This is a genomic window from Maritimibacter alkaliphilus HTCC2654, assembly GCF_000152805.1.
Classification (GTDB): Bacteria; Pseudomonadota; Alphaproteobacteria; order Rhodobacterales; family Rhodobacteraceae; genus Maritimibacter; species Maritimibacter alkaliphilus.
On sequence record NZ_CH902578.1, the window covers coordinates 532,080 to 552,749 of the forward strand.

General features: G+C 64.7%; 21 protein-coding genes. 4 read left to right on the forward strand and 17 right to left on the reverse strand.

The annotated features are described in order from the left end of the window. Positions 1 to 2: 2 nt before the first annotated feature. The 5 genes from RB2654_RS03735 to RB2654_RS03755 all read right to left on the reverse strand — a co-directional run bounded on the left by RB2654_RS03735 (position 3) and on the right by RB2654_RS03755 (position 3,325). Positions 3 to 683 (reverse strand): hypothetical protein, encoded by a 681-nt coding sequence (locus RB2654_RS03735; protein ID WP_148912547.1) that lies wholly within the window; start codon positions 681 to 683, stop codon positions 3 to 5. A 79-nt stretch (positions 684 to 762) separates the two neighbouring features. Continuing rightward, entirely contained in the window at positions 763 to 1,599 is an 837-nt protein-coding gene (locus tag RB2654_RS03740; RefSeq protein ID WP_008328747.1) for an arginyltransferase, read from the reverse strand. Between the two features lie 104 nt (positions 1,600 to 1,703). Beyond that, positions 1,704 to 2,156, reverse strand: coding sequence for an RDD family protein (locus RB2654_RS03745; protein WP_040885428.1), 453 nt, complete (start codon positions 2,154 to 2,156; stop codon positions 1,704 to 1,706). A 54-nt stretch (positions 2,157 to 2,210) separates the two neighbouring features. Next, a complete protein-coding gene (locus RB2654_RS03750; RefSeq protein ID WP_008328751.1) occupies positions 2,211 to 2,729 on the reverse strand; it encodes a DUF2852 domain-containing protein in 519 nt (172 codons plus the stop codon). A gap of 125 nt (positions 2,730 to 2,854) precedes the next feature. Then, positions 2,855 to 3,325 carry a YbaK/EbsC family protein gene (locus tag RB2654_RS03755; RefSeq protein ID WP_040884362.1) on the reverse strand — a complete coding sequence of 157 codons (471 nt, stop codon included), beginning with the start codon at positions 3,323 to 3,325 and terminating at the stop codon, positions 2,855 to 2,857. A 63-nt stretch (positions 3,326 to 3,388) separates the two neighbouring features. On the opposite strand from RB2654_RS03755, the gene glnE reads away from it, so the two are divergent. Both glnE and RB2654_RS03765 read left to right on the forward strand, forming a co-directional pair. Continuing rightward, on the forward strand, positions 3,389 to 6,178 hold the full coding sequence (gene glnE, locus RB2654_RS03760; protein WP_040885429.1) for a bifunctional [glutamate--ammonia ligase]-adenylyl-L-tyrosine phosphorylase/[glutamate--ammonia-ligase] adenylyltransferase: 2,790 nt from the start codon (positions 3,389 to 3,391) through the stop codon (positions 6,176 to 6,178). Next, on the forward strand, positions 6,175 to 6,441 hold the full coding sequence (locus tag RB2654_RS03765) for a hypothetical protein (RefSeq protein ID WP_008328757.1): 267 nt from the start codon (positions 6,175 to 6,177) through the stop codon (positions 6,439 to 6,441). Before glnE ends, RB2654_RS03765 begins: the two co-directional genes overlap by 4 nt. 46 nt (positions 6,442 to 6,487) lie before the next feature. Here RB2654_RS03765 and eda read toward each other — a convergent pair whose 3' ends face one another. Both eda and edd read right to left on the reverse strand, forming a co-directional pair. After that, positions 6,488 to 7,135, reverse strand: coding sequence for a bifunctional 4-hydroxy-2-oxoglutarate aldolase/2-dehydro-3-deoxy-phosphogluconate aldolase (gene eda, locus RB2654_RS03770; RefSeq protein ID WP_008328759.1), 648 nt, complete (start codon positions 7,133 to 7,135; stop codon positions 6,488 to 6,490). Between the two features lie 4 nt (positions 7,136 to 7,139). After that, positions 7,140 to 8,945, reverse strand: a complete 1,806-nt coding sequence (gene edd / locus RB2654_RS03775; RefSeq protein WP_008328760.1) for a phosphogluconate dehydratase — start codon at positions 8,943 to 8,945, stop codon at positions 7,140 to 7,142. Between the two features lie 213 nt (positions 8,946 to 9,158). Here edd and RB2654_RS03780 point away from each other — a divergent pair, with 213 nt between their 5' ends. Further along, positions 9,159 to 10,367, forward strand: coding sequence for an RSP_2647 family RNA methyltransferase (locus tag RB2654_RS03780; protein WP_008328761.1), 1,209 nt, complete (start codon positions 9,159 to 9,161; stop codon positions 10,365 to 10,367). Beyond that, the gene (locus RB2654_RS03785; RefSeq protein ID WP_008328762.1) at positions 10,364 to 10,918 is read left to right on the forward strand and encodes an RSP_2648 family PIN domain-containing protein; all 555 of its coding nucleotides are present in this window, start codon (positions 10,364 to 10,366) and stop codon (positions 10,916 to 10,918) included. The genes RB2654_RS03780 and RB2654_RS03785 overlap by 4 nt, the downstream gene beginning before the upstream one ends. On the opposite strand, the gene RB2654_RS03790 is transcribed toward RB2654_RS03785, so the two are convergent. From RB2654_RS03790 to guaA, 10 genes are all read right to left on the reverse strand, one after another. Continuing rightward, positions 10,915 to 11,538, reverse strand: coding sequence for a TetR/AcrR family transcriptional regulator (locus RB2654_RS03790; protein WP_008328763.1), 624 nt, complete (start codon positions 11,536 to 11,538; stop codon positions 10,915 to 10,917). The two genes, RB2654_RS03785 and RB2654_RS03790, sit on opposite strands and share 4 nt — an antisense overlap. Before the next feature lie 5 nt (positions 11,539 to 11,543). Beyond that, on the reverse strand, positions 11,544 to 12,413 hold the full coding sequence (gene ppk2 / locus RB2654_RS03795; protein WP_008328764.1) for a polyphosphate kinase 2: 870 nt from the start codon (positions 12,411 to 12,413) through the stop codon (positions 11,544 to 11,546). A gap of 33 nt (positions 12,414 to 12,446) precedes the next feature. Continuing rightward, on the reverse strand, positions 12,447 to 13,394 hold the full coding sequence (locus RB2654_RS03800; protein ID WP_008328765.1) for an alpha/beta fold hydrolase: 948 nt from the start codon (positions 13,392 to 13,394) through the stop codon (positions 12,447 to 12,449). Beyond that, positions 13,378 to 14,295, reverse strand: coding sequence for a homoserine O-acetyltransferase MetA (metA, locus tag RB2654_RS03805; RefSeq protein WP_008328766.1), 918 nt, complete (start codon positions 14,293 to 14,295; stop codon positions 13,378 to 13,380). Before metA ends, RB2654_RS03800 begins: the two co-directional genes overlap by 17 nt. Positions 14,296 to 14,337: 42 nt before the next feature. Beyond that, positions 14,338 to 15,198 carry a hypothetical protein gene (locus tag RB2654_RS03810; RefSeq protein ID WP_008328767.1) on the reverse strand — a complete coding sequence of 287 codons (861 nt, stop codon included), beginning with the start codon at positions 15,196 to 15,198 and terminating at the stop codon, positions 14,338 to 14,340. 60 nt (positions 15,199 to 15,258) lie between these two features. Further along, complete coding sequence (locus RB2654_RS03815; protein WP_008328768.1) at positions 15,259 to 15,621, reverse strand: hypothetical protein; 363 nt, start codon at positions 15,619 to 15,621, stop codon at positions 15,259 to 15,261. Then, positions 15,618 to 16,532 (reverse strand): DMT family transporter, encoded by a 915-nt coding sequence (locus tag RB2654_RS03820; protein ID WP_008328769.1) that lies wholly within the window; start codon positions 16,530 to 16,532, stop codon positions 15,618 to 15,620. Before RB2654_RS03820 ends, RB2654_RS03815 begins: the two co-directional genes overlap by 4 nt. A 15-nt stretch (positions 16,533 to 16,547) precedes the next feature. Then, on the reverse strand, positions 16,548 to 16,697 hold the full coding sequence (locus RB2654_RS23300; protein ID WP_008328770.1) for a hypothetical protein: 150 nt from the start codon (positions 16,695 to 16,697) through the stop codon (positions 16,548 to 16,550). A gap of 150 nt (positions 16,698 to 16,847) precedes the next feature. After that, a complete protein-coding gene (locus RB2654_RS22760; RefSeq protein WP_008328771.1) occupies positions 16,848 to 18,911 on the reverse strand; it encodes an acyltransferase family protein in 2,064 nt (687 codons plus the stop codon). A gap of 46 nt (positions 18,912 to 18,957) precedes the next feature. Next, positions 18,958 to 20,538 (reverse strand): glutamine-hydrolyzing GMP synthase, encoded by a 1,581-nt coding sequence (guaA, locus tag RB2654_RS03830; protein ID WP_008328787.1) that lies wholly within the window; start codon positions 20,536 to 20,538, stop codon positions 18,958 to 18,960. Positions 20,539 to 20,670 lie beyond the last annotated feature (132 nt).

A 20,670-nucleotide genomic window follows, 5' to 3' on the forward strand; every position in this document is an offset into this window, starting at 1 on the left:
GATCAGTCGGCGTTATCGGGTTCCGGCTCGGCCTTGCGCGACGGGCCCCAGAGCACCTCAAGTTGCGGCAGGAGGAGCGAGACGAAAATCGCGACGACGGCGGCGATGGCCGTGGCGGCGGGGCTGGTGACGATGGGGTCGCCGGGGGTCGCGGCGGCCCAGGCCCAGAACGCGATGACCGAAGACAAAAACGGCCACATCGGAAAGGTGAGGACCGACGGGGTCGCAGGCTTCCCGGCCTTTTCGCGGGCCGCGGCGGCTGCGTCCTCCGCCCGTTTTTCAACCTTGTAGTCCACGACGACATACAGCCAGATCAGCAGGTGGCAGGCCACGAACAGGTAGGGCCAGAACACCGCGCCATCGGTCTGGCCAAGCCCGTTGAAGATCGCAAGCCCGGTGATGTAGAACGCCATGATCTCGGCCGGGAAATACTGCCCCAGCACGTCGAGGGCCGAGGTGACCTTGGCCTTGGCGGTGCCGGGATCGGCGTCGGCATCCGGCTTCGGCTCTTGCGCGGCGGCTGCGGCGATTCGGGCTTCCAGAGTCTCGACGCTCTCGCCATTGTCACGGGCAAGGCGGGCGAGGCCCATGACCTCGTCCATGTCGAGCTTGAACGATGGATCGGCCACCTTGGCCGACCGTTGCGCTGCGTAATTGCGCTGTAATGACCCACGTATTGACATGGCTGTCCCCCGAAAAAACGTCGAAAACGAACCCGTTCAGTAAAATGCGGGATCAGTCTAGCGTCTGGGGGGCGTTTGACTAGCGCTTCTTGACCGGCTGCGCGCCGGGCAGGGCGATCTGGGCGACCTGTTCGGCGATCGGATCGTTGGACAGCGGATGCTGGCGCGTGTCGAAATTCTCGGCGTCTTCCATCGGGGTCCACTGACCGCCGACATAGACCTCGAGCGCCGCGAACTTGGCCTTGTAATCCATCTTGGGCGATCCGGGCACCCAGTAGCCGAGGTAGACGTAAGGCAGCCCCGCCTCCTGCGCGAGCCGGATGTGATCGAGGATCACGTAGGTGCCGAGGCTGTCGGCGTGGCGGGCGGGATCGTAGAAGCTGTAGACCATCGACAGCCCGTCATCGAGCACGTCGGTCAGGCAGACGGCGGCCAGATCGCGGGTCCGGCGATCCTCGGACCGGACGGAATATTCGATCACCCGCGATTTGATCGGGGTTTCCTCGATCATCGCGGCGAATTCGAACACATCCATGTCGGCCATGCCGCCGTCGGCATGGCGCGCGTCGAGGTATTTGCGGAAAAGCTCGTATTGTTCTTCGGTCGCCCAGGGCGCACGGGTCCGGCGGGCGAGCTGCGCGTTCTTCTTCTCGGTGCGCCGCTGGCTTTTCGACTCGGTGAAATCCTTAACCCTGATCCGGGCGGACAGGCAGGCGTTACAATCCGAACATGACGGACGGTAAAGCACGTTCTGGGACCGGCGGAACCCCTGCTTGGACAGGGTGTCGTTCAGCGCCTCGGCCTGTTCGCCCTGAAGCGCCGTGAACAACTTCCGCTCCAGCCGACCCTCGAGGTAAGGGCAGGGCTGCGGCGCAGTCACATAGAACTGCGGGGCGAGGGGAAGAGTGTGACGCATAGAGACGCGAAGTGTTCGGTGGTTTCGGACCCAGTTTCACGAAACCTATCAACGAAACCTTAACCCGCCAAGCCCCGCAGGGCATTTGGGTAAATCACCGCCGGTCACATCCGCGCGGAGCGGTTGATCGCGGCGGTGCCCAGCACGAGGTCGGTGAGGCCCTGACCCCGATCCCCGGTCATCATAAGGATGATGGATGCGATCTGCGGCAGGACGAAGGACATCGACAGGGTGTAGCCCAGCGTGTGCATCACGGCGGTCCCGAGGTCGAGCCGCTGGCCGTCGTGCCGCCGGATCTCGATCGACATCAGGCGCATCCCCAGCGTGGCCGACCCGTTGGCGAGTGTCACCACACGGTAGACGAACCCGACGACGAGCCACAGGAAGCCCGCGAAGAAAAAGCCGATCCCGACGGTCAACAGAATGAAAAGCAGAACAAGGCCGACCACGATCAGCGTATCGAACACCCAAGCCAGCGCGCGCTTGGCGGGCACATCGGCATAGAACTCCGACTGGTAGTCGGGATCGGGTAGTCCGGTATAGGTGGCGGTGTTCATGATGGTCCCCATATGGAAAAGGCGGTCGGCCCCGACAAGCGGGGCCGCGCGATCTTATTTCGGCTCTTTCGCCACGACGGCATCGTCGTCGCCGTCCTCGTCGTCCGAGCTGTCTTCGATCCGACCGCTGCGGGCCGCATCGGCGCGTTCGTTCATGAACTGGTCGAATTCCGACTTGTCCTTGGCTTGGCGCAGGCGGTCGAGGAAAGCCTCGAACTGCTCCTGCTCGTCCATCAGGCGTTGCAGGGTTTCGGCCTTGTAGGAATCGAAGGCGGTGTTGCCCGAGCTTTTGAAGCTGCGTCCGCGACCGTTGTCCCAGACATAGGCGTAGGTGTCATGGCCGTGACGGCGGCCGTGGCGGTGACGGCCATGCGGGCCGTTGCAGGATTTCGAGAACATGCGTTTGCTCCAGATCATGTACATCAGAAGGGCGAGGCCCACGGGCCAGAAGAAGACGAACCCGAGGACCATGAGCGCGATCCACGCGCCCTTGCCCCGTTCGTCGAGCCAGGCCTCGGTCTTGTTGAACCAGCCCTCGGACTTCGGAGGGGCGGTTTCGCTCATCGTCGTCATAGTGTTTCCTTTCTGCACGGAATGTGCGGTGTCGGTGCGATGTGAATTCCTTTCACATTACCAAGATCGGCACCACGCCCCGTGTTTTCAAGGAAAAATGTGAAAGGTCTTCACATTAATTTCGTTCAGGCAATGAAATCAGTGACTTGCGCGCCCGTCAGCCGCTCGATATCGCGGGGATTCACGGAGAAGATGTGCCGTGGCGTGCCTGCTGCGGCCCAGATCACGTCGAAATCGAAGAGCCGGGGGTCCATGAAGGCCCGGATCGGGTTCAGGTGCCCGATGGGGGCGACCCCGCCGATGGCAAAGCCTGTCTGCGACCGGATCAGGCCCGCATCGGCCTTGCCCAAAACTTCGCCTGCCGCCGCGCCGGCCTTGGCGTCGTCCACCCGGTTGCCGCCTGCGGTCAGGAACAGGATCGCCTGCCCGTCGTCCTCGCCGCGAAAGATGATCGACTTGATGATCTGGTCGATCTCGCAGCCAGCCGCGCGGGCCGCATCCGCCGCCGTGCGCGTGCCCTCGGCCATTTCGAGTATGGTGATGTCCAGCCCGGCCTCGGCCGCCGCCCGTTCGACGCGTTTCAATGACTTGCTCATGGCGGCATCATGCACGGGCGGATCGGCTTGACCACCCCCGACCGCGCAGCCAATCTCCGCGCCATGTCCTTCGCCAGCCATATCACCCGTTGCCCGCGCCCGTTCGAAACCGACCCGGCCAGGGAAATCGCCACATCGTTCGATGACCTTGCCCCAGAGATGGTCGAGGTTCTGTCGGGCACGGCGGGCTGTTCGCCCTATCTCAAGGGCCTCATGACGAAAGAGGACGCGTGGCTGCGTGATGCCCTGTCGATGGACCCTGACGAGGCGATCGACAGGGCGCTGGTCATCGAGGGCGAAAGCGAGGCCGATTTGTCCGCCGCGCTCAGGCAGGCCAAGCGCCGCGTCGCGCTTTACACCGGGCTGGCCGACCTTGCCGGGGTCTGGCCGCTGGAAAAGGTCACGGGCGCGCTGACCCGGCTTGCGGATATCGCCACCGACAAGGCGCTGAAGTTCCACGTCGGGCGTGAGATCGCCCGCGGCAAGCTGCCCGGCGCGACCGAGGACGACATCGCGACCGCAGGCGGGGCCTTCGCGCTTGCGATGGGCAAGATGGGGGCCGGGGAGCTGAACTACTCCTCCGACATCGACCTTATCATGCTGTTCGATGAGACGCGCTATGACGACGACGATTACCACGACGCCCGCGCCAGCCTGATCCGGGCGGTGCGGAAAATGTCATCGATGTTGTCCGAGAACACCGCCGACGGCTATGTCTTTCGCACCGACCTGCGCCTGCGTCCCGATCCCTCCGTCACGCCCGTCATCATCTCGACCGATGCCGCCGAACGCTATTACGAAAGCCTCGGCCGCACGTGGGAGAGGGCGGCGCATATCAAGGCGCGCACCTGTGCGGGCGATATCGAGGCGGGCGACAGGTATCTTGAGGTGCTGCGGCCCTTCGTCTACCGCAAACACCTCGATTTCGCGGCCATTCAGGACGCGCACGACATGCGGTTGCGCATTCGCGAGCACAAGGGGCTGGGCGGTCCGATCACGCTGCCGGGGCACGACATGAAGCTCGGGCGCGGCGGCATTCGCGAGATCGAGTTCTTCACCCAGACCCGGCAGTTGATCGCTGGCGGGCGCGATCCCGAACTGCGCCTGCGCGGCACGGTCGAAGGGCTGGCCGCTTTGGTCGAGAAGGGCTGGGTGCCCGCCGATGTGGCCGAGACGCTGACCCGGCACTACCGCTTCCACCGCGATGTCGAGCACCGCGTCCAGATGGTGCGCGATGCCCAGACGCACAAGCTGCCCAGCACGGACGAGGGCTTCCGGCGGCTGGCCTGCATGATGGACATGGACCGCGCGCACCTCGTGTCCGACCTCACGACCGCGCTGACCGAAGTGCATGACCTGACCGAGGGCTTCTTTGCCCCCGGCGATGCGTCGGCCCCGACTGCGGACCTCGACAAGGAAGAGGCCGAGATCGTCGAGGGGTGGAAGGCCTATCCGGCGCTGCGTTCATCGCGTGCGGTCACCATCTTCGACCGCCTGAAACCGGATCTGCTGGCGGCTCTCAAGGGGGCCGCGCGCCCTCGCGAGGCGATCATTAATTTCGACAAGTTTCTCAGCGGCTTGCCTGCGGGCGTTCAACTGTTTTCCCTGTTCGATTCGAACCCGACGCTGGTCGATCTGATCGTCGACATCGCCGCCACCGCGCCCGCGCTTTCCGTCTATCTGGGCCGCAACGCGCAGGTGCTGGACGCGGTGATCGGGGGCGACTTCTTTTCGGCATGGCCCGGTGAAAGCGGCCTGCGGGCCGATCTTCAGGAAACGCTCGACGCGCTCCCGGACTACGAAGCCAAGCTCGACGGGGCGCGGCGCTGGATGAAGGAATGGCATTTCCGCATCGGCGTTCACCTGCTGCGCGGCCTGACGCCTCCGGCCGAGGCGGGGCTGGACTATGCCGACCTCGCCGATGCCGTGGTCCGGGTGATCTGGCCTCTGGTGGCGGAAGAATTCGCGCGCAAACACGGGACGCCACCGGGCAACGGGGCGGTTCTGCTCGGCATGGGCAGCCTCGGTGCGCGCACCGTCGGCCCGGCCTCGGACCTCGACCTGATCGTCATCTATGATGCGCCGGGCGACGCGGAGTCGGACGGCAAAAGGCCCCTTGGGTCAAGGGCTTACTATTCACGCCTCACGCAAGCGATGGTGACCGCGCTTTCGGCCCAGATGCCCGAAGGGCGGCTTTACGAAGTCGACATGCGCCTGCGCCCCTCGGGCCGCCAGGGTCCGGTCGCCACCTCGCTCGCCGCGTTTTCCGCCTACCAGCGGGACGAGGCCTGGACGTGGGAGCATCTGGCGCTCACCCGTGCGCGCCCCATCGCGGGCGATATGGCCATCGGCGACGCGGTGGAAGAGGTCCGCGCCGAGGTGCTGGGCCGCGACCGCGACCCGGCCCGCACCATCGCCGACGTGGTCGAGATGCGCGCCCGGATCGCCGAAGCCAAGGGCGACACCGGGCCGTTGGACCCCAAGATCGGGCCGGGGCGGTTGCAGGACATCGAACTCGTCGCGCAATGCGCCGCGGTTCTGGCCCCCGAAACGCCCCGGCTGACCGAGGATCAGATCGCCATCGGAGTCGAGATCGGCTGGATCACGCGGGACGAGGCCCAGGCGCTCAACGCGGCCTATGACACGATGCGGCGGCTGCAAAGCGGCGCCAAGCTCATCACCGACGGCACACTCGATCTGGACACGGTCGGGCAGGGTGGCCGCGCCTTCCTGTTCCGACTGATGGAGGTCGAGGATGGCGAGGCGCTGCTCGACCGCGTGACAGGCTGCGCCGAAACGGCGACGAAGGCGATCGAAGCTATCCTTGCACGCAGACCGGGAGAGGCGGCATGACACCCGACGAAATCGACCCGAAGGGACTGATCCGCGAGGCCTATCGTATCGAAGGCGTGTCGCTTGAAGACTGCCGGGGCATCTTTTTCGATTGGGTGCTGGGCCATCGCGAGCGCCGGATCGGCGCGGCGGAGGTGGCGGCGCTTCTCGACCTGTATGGCGGGGTCGCGCCGGATCACCCGATGACACGGGTGCTGCGCGAGGGCAAAGACAGCATCACCACCGCGCCCAGACGCCGGGGCGGGGCCCGCGCGCGGCGCTGACCGGATCAGCGAGTGAGACGAAGTCGACGCCCTCGCGCGACGCGGGTCAGCGGGGAAGCGTCGCCGCCTCGGCTGCGAGCCGTTCGATCCCGGCCCAGTCGCCCGATTTGAACATCTCTTTCGGCGCGACCCACGACCCGCCCGCGCAGATCACGTTGGGCAGCGATAGGTAATCGCGCGCGTTCTTCGGGCTTACGCCGCCCGTGGGGCAGAACCGGATCTGCGGCAAGGGCGAGGCGAGCGATTTCAGGAAGGGCGCACCGCCTGCCGCCTCGGCCGGAAAGAATTTCTGGATGGTGTAGCCGCGTTCCAGAAGGCGCATCGCCTCGGTCGCCGAAGCCGCGCCCGGCAGCAGCGGCAGCCCCGCCTCTTCGCAAGCGTCGAGCAGCGTGTCCGTCGCACCGGGCGAGACGCCGAATTTCGCGCCGGCCTCCACCGCCCGTTGCACGTCCTTCGGAGTGAGCAGGGTGCCGGCCCCCACGACGCCACCTTCGACACGGGCCATCTCGGCAATCACCTCGAGCGCGGCATCGGTGCGCAAGGTCACCTCCAGCGCAGGCAAACCGCCCGCGACCAGCGCGGCGGCGAGGGGTGCGGCATGGGCCACATCCTCGACGATCAGCACGGGCACGATGGGGGCCAATTCGCAGATTTCGGCGGCTTTGGCAGACGCTTCGGCAGGGGTCATCGTCATCTCCTTACACAACCACGCCCGCGCCCTCGGTGGCGAGGCCGACGTTCTGGCGGAACATTTCGAACAGTTCGCGGCCAAGACCACGGGCATTGGCCGTCAGGTCCATCGTGGCGGGCGTGCGCGCGTCGAATCCTTCGGTCAGCACTTCGATGGTGCCGTTCGTGGCATCCACGCGCACCAGATCACCGTCCTGCACCTTGGCGATGGGGCCACCGTCCACCGCTTCGGGCGAGACATGGATCGCGGCGGGCACCTTGCCCGACGCACCGGACATGCGCCCGTCGGTCACGAGCGCGACCTTCAGCCCCCGGTCCTGCAACACGGCGAGCGTCGGCGTCAGCCCGTGAAGCTCAGGCATCCCGTTGGCCTTGGGGCCTTGGAAGCGCACGACGACCACCGTGTCCTCGGTGAACGCGCCGGCCTTGAACGCTTCCTTGACCGACGCCTGATCGGTGAAGACCCGCGCCTTGGCTTCGATCACGTGGCGCGCGGGATCGACCGCCGACACTTTCATGACCGCATGACCGAGGTTGCCCACCAACTGCGACAAGCCGCCGGTTTTCTGGAACGGATCGGCATAGGGGCGCACGATCTTGTCGTTCAGCGTCTTGCGCGGGCCGGGTTCGTATTTCACCCGGTCGCCATCTACTTTGGGCTCCTGCGTATAGGCTTCCAGCCCGCCGCCCGCGACGGTGCGGGTGTCGGGGTGCAACATGCCTTCGTCCAACAGGTCGCCGATCAGGTAGCCAAGCCCGCCCGCGGCGTGGAAATGGTTCACGTCGGCCAGACCGTTCGGATAGACCCGCGCCATGAGCGGCGTGACGGCCGAGATGTCGGCGAAATCCTGCATCGTCAGCTCGATCCCGGCGGCCCGCGCCATGGCGGGCAGGTGGATGAGCAGGTTCGTGGACCCGCCCGTGGCCATCAGCCCGACGATCCCGTTCACGAAGGCCTTTTCGTCCAGCACCTCGGCGACCGGGGTGAAAGCATTGCCCAATGCGGTGATCTGCGTCGCGCGGCGCGCACCCTCCATCGTCAGGGCATCGCGGAGCGGCGTGTTCGGGTTCACGAAGGACGCGCCGGGCAGGTGCAGCCCCATGAACTCCATCAGCATCTGGTTCGAATTGGCGGTGCCGTAGAAGGTGCAGGTGCCGGGGCCGTGATAGGCCTCCATCTCGGCCTGCATGAGCGCGTCGCGGCCCACTTCGCCCGCCGCGAATTTCTGGCGCACCTTGGCCTTTTCGTCGTTCGGCAGGCCGGAGGTCATGGGCCCTGCCGGCATGAAGATGCCGGGGATATGGCCGAAGGTGGCGGCGGCGATCACCAGACCCGGCACGATCTTGTCGCAGACCCCCAAATAAAGCGCGGCGTCGAAGGTGTTGTGACTGAGCGCCACGCCCGAGGCGAGCGCGATCACGTCGCGTGAAAACAGCGACAGCTCCATTCCGGTCTCGCCTTGCGTGACACCGTCGCACATGGCCGGCACGCCCCCCGCCACCTGCGCCGTCGCGCCCTCGGCCCGCGCGGCGGCCTTGATGAGGTCGGGGAACCGCTCGAACGGCTGGTGGGCCGACAGCATGTCGTTGAAGGTGGTGACGATCCCGATGTTGGGCGCATCCTTGGTGGCGAGTGCGTGTTGATCGGGGCCAGCCCCGGCATAGGCATGCGCCTGACCCGAACAACTCAGATGGCCGCGCTTCGGCCCCTTGTCGATCTGCGCCTGAATCCCCTCCATGTAGGAGGCGCGCCGTGCGGCGCTGCGGTCGATGATCCGTTGGGTGACCCGTTCGATCTCGCTGTTGAGAGCCATGGGAAGTCCTATTCTGATCGCGCGTTCTGGCGACCGCTTATCATGTCGTGATAGCGCTAACAACCCGGCGAACGCATCTGGCCGGGCAGGGCGCCCTCGTCGGAGGCTAGCATGCCTTTCCCCGGCGTCCCGTGCAAACGGCGCGAAACCGTCCGCAGGCGGGCACGTGCGCAGCCTCTTCCCGCCCGGACGCGAACGGGATAGGCAGTGCGCATGATCGATACGCAAAAGGGCAATCGCCCGTCCATCCGCCTCAAGCCGAAAGCCAACGCGCGCGCGATCCGTCACGGCGCACCGTGGGTCTATGACAACGAACTGGTCACGGACCGGCGTACCAAGGGCATCGCGCCGGGCACCATCGCCCGTTTGGAGGACGCGGACCGTGCGGCCCTGGGCACTGTCGCGGTGAACCCGAATTCCCGCATCTTCGCGCGGATGCTGGACCGCGACCCGGACGCTGTGATCGACAAAGCGTGGCTCGCCGCCAAGGTCGAACTGGCGCTCGCCCACCGTGCACGGCTTTTCCCCGACCCGTTCTATCGCCTGATCCATGCCGAGGCCGACGGGCTGCCCGGCGTGGTCATCGACCGCTTCGGCGATACGGCGGTGATCCAGCCCAATGCGGCATGGGCCGATGTGCTGTTCGACGATCTGGCGGCGGCGGTGGCCGAGGTCACGGGCGTGAGCACGGTGGTCAAGAACGCCAGCGGCCGGGCGCGCGGGCTCGAAGGGCTGGACGAGGAGACGCTGGTGGAGCGCGGGGCGGTCGACGGCCCGATCCCGGTGCCGATGAACGGCGCGACCTATATGGCCGACCTTCTGGGCGGGCAGAAGACGGGCCTTTTCTTCGACCAGCGTCCGAACCACGCCTTCGCCGCGACGCTTTCGAACGGCGCACGCGTGCTCGATGTCTTCAGCCATGTCGGGGGCTTCTCGCTCGCCGCACTGGCGAACGGCGCCACCACCGCACTGGCCGTCGACGGCTCGCAACCCGCGCTGGACCTCGCCACACAAGGCGCCGAAGCCACGGGCGTGGCGGACCGGTTCGACACCCGCCAAGGCGACGCTTTCGACGTGCTGACCTCGCTTGGCGAAGCGGGCGAGGTGTTCGACATGGTTATCTGCGACCCGCCCGCCTTTGCGCCCAACAAACAGGCGCTCGACGCGGGTCTCAGGGCCTATGAGCGCATCGCCCGGCTGGCGGCCCCCCTCGTCGGCCCCGGCGGCTATCTGGGCCTGTGCTCCTGCTCCCACGCCGCCGACCTCGACAGTTTCCGCAAGTCCAGCGTGCGGGGTATCGGGCGCGGCGGACGCGCGGCGCAATTGATCCACACGGGCTTTGCCGGCCCCGACCACCCGCAACATCCGGCGCTTGCCGAAAGCGGCTACCTCAAGGCGCTGTTCTTCCGGCTGACCGCATGAAGGTTCTGATCGACGCCTGCGTGCTTTACCCGACGGTGATGCGCGAGATGGTGATCGGCGTAGCCAAGGCGGGGTTGTTCGAGCCGAAGTGGAGCCCCCGCATCCTCGAAGAATGGGCGCGGGCGGCGGCGAAACTCGGTCCGGGGCAGGAGGCGCTTGCGCGCGGTGAAATCGCGACGCTGGAGGCCGACTGGCCCCGCGCCTCGTTCCGGCCCAAGGACGGCGACATGAGCCGCCTGTCGCTGCCCGACCCCGACGACGTGCATGTTCTAGCCTCGGCCATTGCATCCTCGGCGGACGTGCTGATGACGCTGAACATCAAGGACTTCCCCCGGCAATTGCTGGGCGAAGAGGGGCTGGTGCTGGCAAGTCCCGATCCGTTTCTGCTGGGGCTTTACGAAGACGCACCCGAAGCGATCGAAACCGTCGCCCGCGCCGTGCTGGACGAGGCGATCCGGCTGTCGGGCGAAGATTGGACGATCCGCAAGCTGATGAAGAAAGCCCGCCTGCCAAGACTCGGCAAGGCATTGGAAGCCTCGGGCACGTTCTAGCTATCGGCCTTGATAAGCCCGAGGCCCCGCAAGTAGACGCCGATCCCGCTTTCCAGCAGATCCTCGGGCGGAAACGGCGACTTGGTGCCGGGCGAGCCACGACCGAAAAGTTCGACGACACCGTGCGACATGGCCCAGATATGGGCCGAGACCATCCGGGCCGGCGGCCGTTTTTCGGGCGGCACGTCTTTCAGCAGTTCGTTCGCCGCCATGTCGAGCACGCCGAGCGCCCGGTTCGCCACATGGGCCAGATCGGCGGACTTGTTGATCGACACCCCGGACTCGAACATCGCGATGTAATGGCCCGGAAAGCGGCGGGAAAATGCCAGATAGGCCCGCCCCGTCGCCTCGAACGAGGCCAGCGCCGAGGGCTGGCCCTTGGCATAGGCATGTTCCATCAGGTCCGCGAAAATCTCATACCCCTGACGTGCGGCTTCGGCGATCAGGTCTTCGCGCCCGTCGAAATGGCGATAGACGGCGGCGGGCGTCACGCCAGCCTGCTTGGCCGCTTCCGACAGCGTGAACCCGGTCGGTCCCTTTTCCTCGATCAGCGTCAAGGCGGCTTCGACCAGCGCCTGCCGGAGATTGCCGTGGTGATATCCGCGCTTTTTCGTGGGCACCGGCGTCAGCTTTCCCAGATGTCCAGCCCGCCCGCGATCTTGGGGTCGGGGGCACAGGCCACGTCGTGGATTTTCTTATCGTAATCAATGCCCTGCAACACGGTCTTGATGGCCGCAAGCCGGGCGCGCTTTTTGTCGTCGGAACGGATGATCGTCCAGGGCGCATAGGGAAAATGCGACTTGGCGAAGGTTTCCGAGATCGCATCGGAATAGGCCTGCCAACGGCTGAGCCCCTGAACGTCGATGGATGAGAGTTTCCAATGCTTTAGCGGATCCTGCTCACGCGCCATGAAGCGGCGGAGTTGTTCCGCGCGGCCAACGTTCAACCAGAGCTTCACGAAATAGATGCCTTCGTCCACCAGCATGTGTTCGAACTCCGGCAGTTGCCTGAAGAACGCCGCGCGCTCGGCCTCGTCGCAGAAGCCGAACACCTTTTCGACCACACCCCGGTTGTACCACGAGCGGTCGAAGAGCACGATCTCACCTTCGGTCGGCAAGTGGCTGACATAGCGTTGGAAATACCATTCGCCCTGTTCGCGGTTCGAGGGTTTCGGAAGTGCGACGACCCGCGCGACACGGGGGTTCAGGTTCATCCGCATCCGCTTGATCGTGCCGCCCTTGCCAGCGGCGTCGCGCCCTTCGAACACGACGACGACACGCTTGCCGGTCGCTTTCACATCGGCCTGCAACTTCACAAGTTCAAGCTGAAGCGCCTCCAGCTCGTCCTCGTAATCGTCCTTGTCCATTTCTTCGGCATAAGGATAGGACGGGTCGAGCATATCGTCCTTGCCCGCACCCTCGATGGCCTTGCGCACATCCTCGGGCGCTTCGTCCGCATAGAATTTCGAGATTGCGCCGTCGAAAGGCAGGTCCATCGCCGTCTCCCGTGTCCAGTCAGGCCAGTATGGCTATTTGACCCCGGCGCGCAACGCCGCGCGGTCGATGGCGGCGATGGTTTCCGCCATCTCGACGTGATGGGGCATGTGTCCAACGCCGTCGAGAACCGTCAGGTTTCCGTTCTGCACCTCTTCGACCAGCGGTTCCGAATGGACCGACAACCCGACCGTGGTGTCGGCGTCGCCGTGGATCACCTCGACCGGGATTTCGACATCGGCATAACGCGGCTGCTGCTCTTCGAGGTGGTGGAGCAGTTCGTGCCGCTGTTGCGCATTGGCCTTGAATTGCTCGGGCAGCAGGATCATGCCCGCACCGATGTAATCGGCATATCCGGGCAGGGGATCGTTCGGCGCGAAGACCGCGTTGATCTGGGCTTCCAGATAGGCTTCGGGCAGCCATGCCGAGATGACATGCGCCATGATCGGCCCGATCACGGGTTGGGCGAGCAGGGCATAAAGCGTATCGCGGCCACCGGGCCACGGATGCGTGGCCCCGGCGATAGAGACGGCGGCGGAGATATGGTCGGGGTGATAGACCGCCCAGTTCATCACAAGGGCCCCGCCAAAGCTCTGGCCCGCGACGACGGGGTTTTCGACCCCCAGGGCGCGGGCGGCCTCGACCATAAGTGTGGTCTGTTCCGACAGGGTCACGCCATTGGGTTTGAGCGGCGGGGTGTAGCCCAGCCCCGGACGGTCGAGGATCGTGACGCGGTAGCTTTCAGCCAGCACCGGCGCGATGTCGAAGGTCCAGTCGCGGGTCGAACCGGACGCGCCGTGAAGCAGCACCAGATCCGGCCCTTCGCCCATCTGGACGTAATGCACCGGGTGCCCGTCCACGACGATGAATTGCCCCTCGGGCGGATGCGCGCGGTAGGCGGCAAGCCGACGGTTTTCCACCCGGATCATCGTCGCGCAGGCGAACAGCGCGAGGATCAGGAGAAGGCTAAGTGCCAATTTCATTCTGATCGTAGGGCGTCGTCTGGTAAATCTCGTTGATCCAGTTGCCGTAAAGCAAATGCGCATGGCTGCGCCAACGGTTCTTGGGCGGCTTGGTCGGGTCGTCGTCCGGGTAGTAGTTGATCGGCACCTCGATCGGCGTGCCGGAGGCGGTGTCGCGGTCGTATTCCTGCTTCAACGTGTCCGAGTCGTATTCGAAATGGTTGAAGATATAGAGCGCCCGGTGCGCCGGGTCTTCGACCAGACACGGCCCCGTCTCGGGCGACCCGAGAAGGGTGGTCAGCCCGTCGGCTGCGTCGATCTCATCCTGTTTCATCTCGGTCCACCGGCTTACGGGAATGACGAAGCTGTCCGAGAAGCCACGCAGATAGGGCGAATTTGGTTTCAGCTTTTCCTGCGGAAAGCAGCCGAAGCTTTTTTCCGGCAGTATATGCTTCTGCACCCCGTGGAAATGATAGATCATCGCCATGCCGCCCCAGCAGACGCCGAAGGTGGAATGCACATTGGTCTGGGTCCAGTCCATGACCTCGACCATCTCGTCCCAATAGGTCACGTCCTCGAACGGCAGATGTTCGATCGGGGCGCCGGTGATGATGAGCCCGTCGAACTTCTCGTCCTTCACGTCCTGAAAGTCGCGATAGAACATGCCCAGATGCTCCTCGGGCGTGTTCTTGGAGGCGTGCTCGGTCATCTTGATGAGCGTGAAATCGATCTGAAGCGGGGTCGCCCCGATCAGACGCGCGAACTGCGTCTCGGTCTGGATCTTCTTGGGCATCAGGTTCAAAAGCCCGATCTTCAGCGGCCGGATATCCTGTCGCGCCGCCTGATTTTCCGACATGACCATGACGCCCTCGCGCGAAAGCACGTCGGCGGCAGGCAGGTCGGCAGGGATCTTGATCGGCATCGGAAGCTCCGGTTGAAAGGTTCGGGTGAGATAAGCCTTTGATCACCGGGCCTCAAGGGCCGCCGCGATCAGGTCGTCGAAGTCGTCGGGGGACCGGACCTTCGCCACGTCGTCGGCCTTGACCCTGACCCCCCATTTCTCGGCCATCGCGGCATAGAGCGGGTGGCGGTGGTGCAGCGCCTTGGCATAGGTCGAGCGCACGAAGTCGTCCGGGTCCACCTGATCTTCGCGCAGACCCTTTTCGGCAAGGTAATCGGCCCAGCAGGCTTCGAGAAACGCGGGCTGATAATACATCGGCTTGGGCGCCTTGATGAACCGACGGACGAGTTCCTCGGTATGCGCCTCGGACCCTTCGATCCAGACCATCAGCAGATTGTCCGACAGGGCGGTGAGCACCGGGTCCGTTGGATCGTGCGGGTCCACGACCTCGCAGATCGAGCCGCCGCTGTCGCAGACGAAGTTGTCGTAGCCGTAAAGCGACTTGGCGCGGCGCACGAAACGCACCGTGTCGAGCAGGGCGTTGATCTCGGCGTCGCGATGCTCGGCCTGCCGCTGCATGTAGACGTCCCACGGCAATCCGTGTTTCGACGGATCGCCGGGTTTGCCGAGATAGGTCGAAAGGGGCGCGAGGTTGTTGAAGGTGATGTTCGACGCGATATAGACGCTGTCGGTCAACAGAAGCTCGCGCAGAAACGGGTTCTTCATCGCCTCGGACTTGAAATTGTCCGATATGAGCTCGCCCATGTATCGCGTGCCGATCCGGTAATCGACCGAGTAATGAAACCACGCGCCGCCGTCGCGCAGCATGTTGGACAGGTGCGTCTTGCCCAGCCCGGACATGCCGAACAGCAGCACGCGCTTCGCCGTCGCGTCGCGCCAGTCTTTCGCGGTCTCGTAGATCATCGCCGTCCCTGCCGTGGTTCTTGCCCCGTGTGGTAGCGGGCGGGCGCGGGCAGGGCAAGATCAACCCCGGTCGTCACGCTCCTGCGCCGGGACCGGGCCGCGTTCGGGGTCGAAGGTCAGGCGGCCGGGGCGGCAGGCGCTTTGCGCGATGTCCTCCCACGAACAGCCCCGGGCGCGCAGCGTGGCGATACTCGGCCCGCCCACGTCGCCATGTGCGCGCAGAGTCCGGGCCTCGATCAGGCTGCGCATCGGTTCGGGCGTGCGCGCCTTGAACGCAGTGGCAAGCGCGCGGCGCCGGGCATGAAGATGGCGTGCGATTGTTTCGGGCGCGTGACCGTCGGCCCGCATCCGCCGTGCCTCGCCTTTGAGCGCGTGAACCTCGGCCTCGTATGCGGCGCGAAGATCGCCCGCGCCACCGCTCATCCGACCCGCGCCCGCGCCTCGCGCACGCTGGCCCGGATGTTGATCCAGTTGGCCGTCAGGATCAGTGCACCGCCGAGGATCACGGCCATCTCCAACCGCTCCTGATAAAGCAGCCACCCGATTAGGGCGATCACCGGCAGGCGGGCGAAGTCGATGGGCATGACCACCGTTGCAGGTGCCAGTTTGAGCGCCGAGGTCAGGCAGAAATGCGCGGCGAGGCCCGCGAAACCGATGATGACGAGCCACGGCGCGGAGGCCGCGGACGGCAGCGCCATGTCGCCGTCGATGGCCGCGAGTGTGAGGCCGAAGACCGCCTGCATCGTCGTCAGGTAGAACAGGATCGAGGCAAGGCTTTGGGTGCGGGTCAGCTTGCGGGTGAACACGGCGGAGCCAGCAAAGCCGATCGCGGCACCCAGCGCGGCCAGCACGCCCGGCTCGAGCTGCACCGAAAAGGGTCGTGTCACGACGAGGATGCCGAGAAAGCCCACAAAGGCCGCCAGGGCCCGCGGCGCGGTGATGCGCTCGGCCAGAAAGATCGGCGACATCGCAAGCACCCAGAGCGGCGAGGTGAATTCGAGCGCGAAGACCTGTGCGAGTGGGATCACCCCGACGGCGTAGAACCACAGGTTCTGCCCGGTGAAATGGGACACGTTGCGCACGAAATGCAGGCCCAGTTGGCGACGCCCGACGCTGCCCCAAAGCCCGCGCGCGGAAATCACGGACACCACGATGACGATGCCGACGGAGGAGCGGTAGAACATCAACTCGAAGGTGTCGTGGTCGAGGCTCACCTCGCGGCCCGCCACGGCCATGGTGGTGAAACAGGCAATCGCACCCAGCATCCAGAGCGAGGCGCTCAGGATCGGGTTCACTGTCGGGGCCAGACCCTGCTCGTTCGCGCCATCGATCATGGCGCGACCCTGCCGTCAGCCGGTGGGAACCGCAAGCATAATGAACGCGAAAAATCCGACGACGACGATGGCCGGAATGGCCGCCATCGCGATCAGCGACCCCGGCTTCTGCCAGCCCGGCTTTTCGTTGAAACACGATCCGCAGTAATTGCTCGCAAGCCGCATACGATGCCCGCACGCGGTGCATTTGAAAATCCTGATTGCCATTCCGTCCCCACGGCAGGCTATATACAAAAGTCCTTAACGGTCGAAGCAGCCTCTCCGCACCGTCTGAATCAAGACGGAGCCAGTGCCCGTCGGCGACTCGTTAACATGCTATTTCCACATGACAAAGTGAGTTGTGCGGGCGACGGTCCCTTTTGCGCGCCGTGGTCCCAAAACGCTTTGGGTCGCATCATTTTTTTGCGGCAGGCAGCGGGTGAGGCCGGTTTCGATCAGAGCTTGTGCAGAATGAAAATGCCGGGGCTTGCCTAGGGTGAGCCCAGGTTCGTGTCCCACATCCTGCGAAAATCGGGCGTGTCGAACAGCTTTTCGACCATGATCGTTTCGCCCCGCGCCGTCGTGTGGCCGCCGTCCGGGGTCAAAGGCGCTCCGTCCTCGTCTATGACCCGGCACCCTTTGCCGGTCTCGCAAAAGGCGTCGTTCACAAGAAAATACGCGCGCCCGGTCATGCGCGAGCGGGCCTGATGGATAAGGTCGATCATGGGCGGAGCGGGTTCGACCACCGTGTATGACGCGTTCGTGTCGATATCCGCGACCCGCTCGGTGCGCGCGCAGGGCACTCAGCGAGTTGTATTTCACATCGCCGAAGGTGGTCGCTTCCAGAAACGCGACCCGCCCCGGCGCAAGTGCATCGAGATGATCGTAGGTTCGTGGCAACTCGCGGGTCGGCAGAACATCCCATGCGCTGCGCACGAGGGTCAGATCGGCTTCGCGCACGAGAGGATCGAGGTCCGGATCACCGACGCGCGGCTTCCAGTTCTGGCATTGTTTGTCCGAGGGGTCGAGAAACGCGGCAAGGTCCGGGGTGTCGCGGAGCACGTTTTTGCACCTACGCGGAATGGTGACCAGAACCACGTCGAGCCGGGAAAGATCGGCGGCCGAAGATGCGCGCAGGCCCTCGTACAGATCCTTGGCGAAGCTGTCCCCGATGATGAGGAGCTTGGGTTTGCCCGATCCGAATCCGGCCCGTGACGCCACCTGCCGGAAATCGTCATCCGGCCTGTTGTCGAGCGCCGCGACGAAAGCGCGTTCCGTCTCGCTGAGGCGAGAGGCGAACCCTTGGGTCAGGTGAGCGCCCAAACCGGCAGCGGCCAGTGCGACCATCCCAAGGGCCGACCACGCGAAAATGCGCGGTCGCGTCCATGTCTTGGAGGATCGGTCGCGGAAGGGCCGCTCGACATATCGCCAGCTCAGAAACGCCAGCGCGAAGGTCATCACGACGAGCGCGCCACCCAAAGCCAGATCGAATGACTCGGCGTACCGAAGTCTTGTGAAAGCGAACAAGGGTTGGTGCCAGAGATAGGCACTGTAGCTCACCAAACCGATCGCGACCGGAATGCGCGACCCCAGTAACCGACGCACCAAGGTGTCGCCCGAGCCGAACAGAATGATGAGCGCGACGCCTGCGACCGGAACGACCGTGATGAGCCCCGGAGAGGGTGTCGTGTCGTCGAACGCGAAAATCGGGACGATGACCATCGCCAGCCCGGCCAGCGAAAAAAGCTGGTTCGGTGCGACAGTCCGGCGGCTCATCACGAAGGCCACGAGCGACCCCGCGAACAACTCCCACGCGCGAAATATGGTCAAATAGAAGTTCGCCGTCGGCGCCTTGCGCCAACCTACTTCGCTCAGGCCAAGACTGATAAGGGCGATGACCCCGATGATCGTGAACGCCGCCTTGCGCCCCAGCCGCCATGCGAAAAACAGGAGGATCGGGAACAGAAGGTAGTATTGCTCTTCGACCGCAAGGCTCCACGTATGGAGAAGCGGTTTTTCCTCGGCCGCCGGGGAAAAATACCCGGCTTCACGCCAGAACAGGACATTCGAGACGAACAGGACGACCGCGATCAGGCTTCGACCGAATTCCTCCATCTGTTCGGGCAGCATCCATGCCCAGGCGAAGGGAATGCAGGCCAGCATCACCACGAACAGCGCGGGCAGGATGCGCCGCGCCCGGCGTTCGTAAAAGGTGACGAGGCTGAAACGACCCGCTTCGATGTCGTTCAGAAGGATCGTCGTAATCAGGTAGCCGCTGATGACGAAAAAGACATCGACGCCGATGAAGCCCCCGCTGAAAAGCGAGGCGCCGGCGTGGAAAAGAATGACAGGCACCACCGCGACGGATCGCAGGCCGTCGATCTCGGGGCGATAGTTCATTTCAACGTATTGAACCGGGTGTGGGCCATATCACGCATGACCGTCATCACTCCCACTCGATCGTCCCCGGAGGTTTCGAGGTGATGTCGTAGGTCACGCGGTTGATGCCCTGCACTTCGTTGATGATCCGCGTCGCGGTTTCGCCGAGGAATTCGTGGCTGAACGGATAGTAATCCGCCGTCATCCCGTCGACGCTGGTCACCGCGCGCAGCGCACAGGCGTAATCATAGGTGCGCCCGTCGCCCATGACGCCCACGGTGCGCACGGGCAGGATCGCGACGAAGGCCTGCCAGATCTCGTCGTAAAGGCCATGCTTGCGGATCTGGTCGATATAGACCGCATCAGCCTTGCGCAGAATGTCGAGCTTGTCGCGCGTGATCTCGCCCGGACAGCGGATCGCGAGACCGGGGCCGGGGAAGGGGTGGCGGCCGATGAAGCTGGCAGGCAGGCCAAGCTCGTGCCCAAGCGCGCGAACCTCGTCTTTGAAGAGTTCGCGCAGCGGTTCGACCAGCTTCAAACCCATCTTCTCGGGCAGACCGCCGACGTTGTGGTGGCTTTTGATCGTGACGCTCGGCCCGCCACTGAACGAGACGCTTTCGATCACGTCAGGGTAGAGCGTGCCTTGGGCGAGGAAATCGGCATCCTCGATTTCGCTCGCGTATTTCTGGAATACGTCGATGAAAAGCTTGCCGATGGTCTTGCGCTTCTGCTCGGGGTCCGAGACGCCCTCAAGCTCGCCAAGGAACAGATCGCTTTCATCCGCATGGATCAGCTTCATGTTGTAGTGGTCGCGGAACATCGTGACCACTTCCTCGGCCTCGTTGAGCCGGAGAAGGCCGTGATCGACGAAGACGCAGGTCAGTTGATCGCCAATCGCCTCGTGCAGCAGGACCGCCGTCACGGACGAGTCGACGCCACCGGACAGACCGCAGATCACGTGGGACGACCCCACTTGTTCGCGGATCTTGGCAATCGCTTCCTCACGGTAAGCGCCCATCGTCCAGTCGCCCTTGAAGCCTGCGTCGCGCACGAAGTTCTCGTAAAGCGTCTTGCCGTTCGGCGTGTGATGCACCTCCGGGTGGAACTGCACGGCGTAGAACCGGCGCTCAAGATCGGCGGTGATCGCGAAGGGGGCGTTGGGCGAGGTGCCGTAGACCTTGAAGCCCGGCGCGATCTTGGACACGTGGTCGCCGTGGCTCATCCACACCTGTTCGCGCCCCGTGCCGTCCATGAACCAGCCGTTCAGCGCGTCGATCCGCTCTTCGGTCGGGGTCACGTAGGCGCGCCCGAATTCGGCGGTGCCGTGACCGCGCAGAACCTCGCCGCCCAGCATGTGCATCATGACCTGCTGGCCGTAACAGATGCCGAGGATCGGAACCCCGAGGTCGAAAACGCTTGCCGGCGGACGCGGCGAGCCTTCGTCGATCACGCTGGCCGGACCGCCCGAGAAGATCACGGCTTTCGGCGCGAACTCGGCAAGGAACGCATCGGTCACGTTCTGGTAGGGGTGGATTTCGCAATAGACGTTCAACTCGCGCAGACGCCGCGCGATGAGCTGCGTCACCTGGCTGCCGAAGTCGATGATGAGAAGGCGCTGATGATCGCGCTGCGGGTCCGTGATGCTCATGGGCAAAGCAAATACGCGCCGCGCCACAGGCGCGCAAGCGCCCATCCGCCACAATCGACACACGCGCCGGGAACCCTGAGGCCGGCAGTCTCGTTTAGAGCCGCAGACCCCCGGACGGGTCCAACCCCAACA

Bases quoted from the DNA above. Each gene is read 5' to 3' on its own strand.
- RB2654_RS03815 (WP_008328768.1), bottom strand. From the start codon at position 15,621: ATGAGCGGTGGCGCGGGCGATCTTCGCGCCGCATACGAGGCCGAGGTT.
- RB2654_RS03740 (WP_008328747.1), bottom strand. From the start codon at position 1,599: ATGCGTCACACTCTTCCCCTCGCCCCGCAGTTCTATGTGACTGCGCCG.
- metA (WP_008328766.1), bottom strand. From the start codon at position 14,295: ATGCCGATCAAGATCCCTGCCGACCTGCCTGCCGCCGACGTGCTTTCG.
- RB2654_RS23300 (WP_008328770.1), bottom strand. From the start codon at position 16,697: ATGCGGCTTGCGAGCAATTACTGCGGATCGTGTTTCAACGAAAAGCCG.
- RB2654_RS03735 (WP_148912547.1), bottom strand. From the start codon at position 683: ATGTCAATACGTGGGTCATTACAGCGCAATTACGCAGCGCAACGGTCG.
- RB2654_RS03765 (WP_008328757.1), top strand. From the start codon at position 6,175: ATGACACCCGACGAAATCGACCCGAAGGGACTGATCCGCGAGGCCTAT.
- RB2654_RS03800 (WP_008328765.1), bottom strand. From the start codon at position 13,394: ATGAAATTGGCACTTAGCCTTCTCCTGATCCTCGCGCTGTTCGCCTGC.
- RB2654_RS03820 (WP_008328769.1), bottom strand. From the start codon at position 16,532: ATGATCGATGGCGCGAACGAGCAGGGTCTGGCCCCGACAGTGAACCCG.
- eda (WP_008328759.1), bottom strand. From the start codon at position 7,135: ATGACGATGACCCCTGCCGAAGCGTCTGCCAAAGCCGCCGAAATCTGC.
- RB2654_RS03755 (WP_040884362.1), bottom strand. From the start codon at position 3,325: ATGAGCAAGTCATTGAAACGCGTCGAACGGGCGGCGGCCGAGGCCGGG.
- RB2654_RS03810 (WP_008328767.1), bottom strand. From the start codon at position 15,198: ATGATCTACGAGACCGCGAAAGACTGGCGCGACGCGACGGCGAAGCGC.
- ppk2 (WP_008328764.1), bottom strand. From the start codon at position 12,413: ATGGACCTGCCTTTCGACGGCGCAATCTCGAAATTCTATGCGGACGAA.
- RB2654_RS03785 (WP_008328762.1), top strand. From the start codon at position 10,364: ATGAAGGTTCTGATCGACGCCTGCGTGCTTTACCCGACGGTGATGCGC.
- glnE (WP_040885429.1), top strand. From the start codon at position 3,389: ATGTCCTTCGCCAGCCATATCACCCGTTGCCCGCGCCCGTTCGAAACC.
- RB2654_RS03750 (WP_008328751.1), bottom strand. From the start codon at position 2,729: ATGACGACGATGAGCGAAACCGCCCCTCCGAAGTCCGAGGGCTGGTTC.
- RB2654_RS22760 (WP_008328771.1), bottom strand. From the start codon at position 18,911: ATGAACTATCGCCCCGAGATCGACGGCCTGCGATCCGTCGCGGTGGTG.
- RB2654_RS03745 (WP_040885428.1), bottom strand. From the start codon at position 2,156: ATGAACACCGCCACCTATACCGGACTACCCGATCCCGACTACCAGTCG.
- edd (WP_008328760.1), bottom strand. From the start codon at position 8,945: ATGGCTCTCAACAGCGAGATCGAACGGGTCACCCAACGGATCATCGAC.
- RB2654_RS03780 (WP_008328761.1), top strand. From the start codon at position 9,159: ATGATCGATACGCAAAAGGGCAATCGCCCGTCCATCCGCCTCAAGCCG.
- guaA (WP_008328787.1), bottom strand. From the start codon at position 20,538: ATGAGCATCACGGACCCGCAGCGCGATCATCAGCGCCTTCTCATCATC.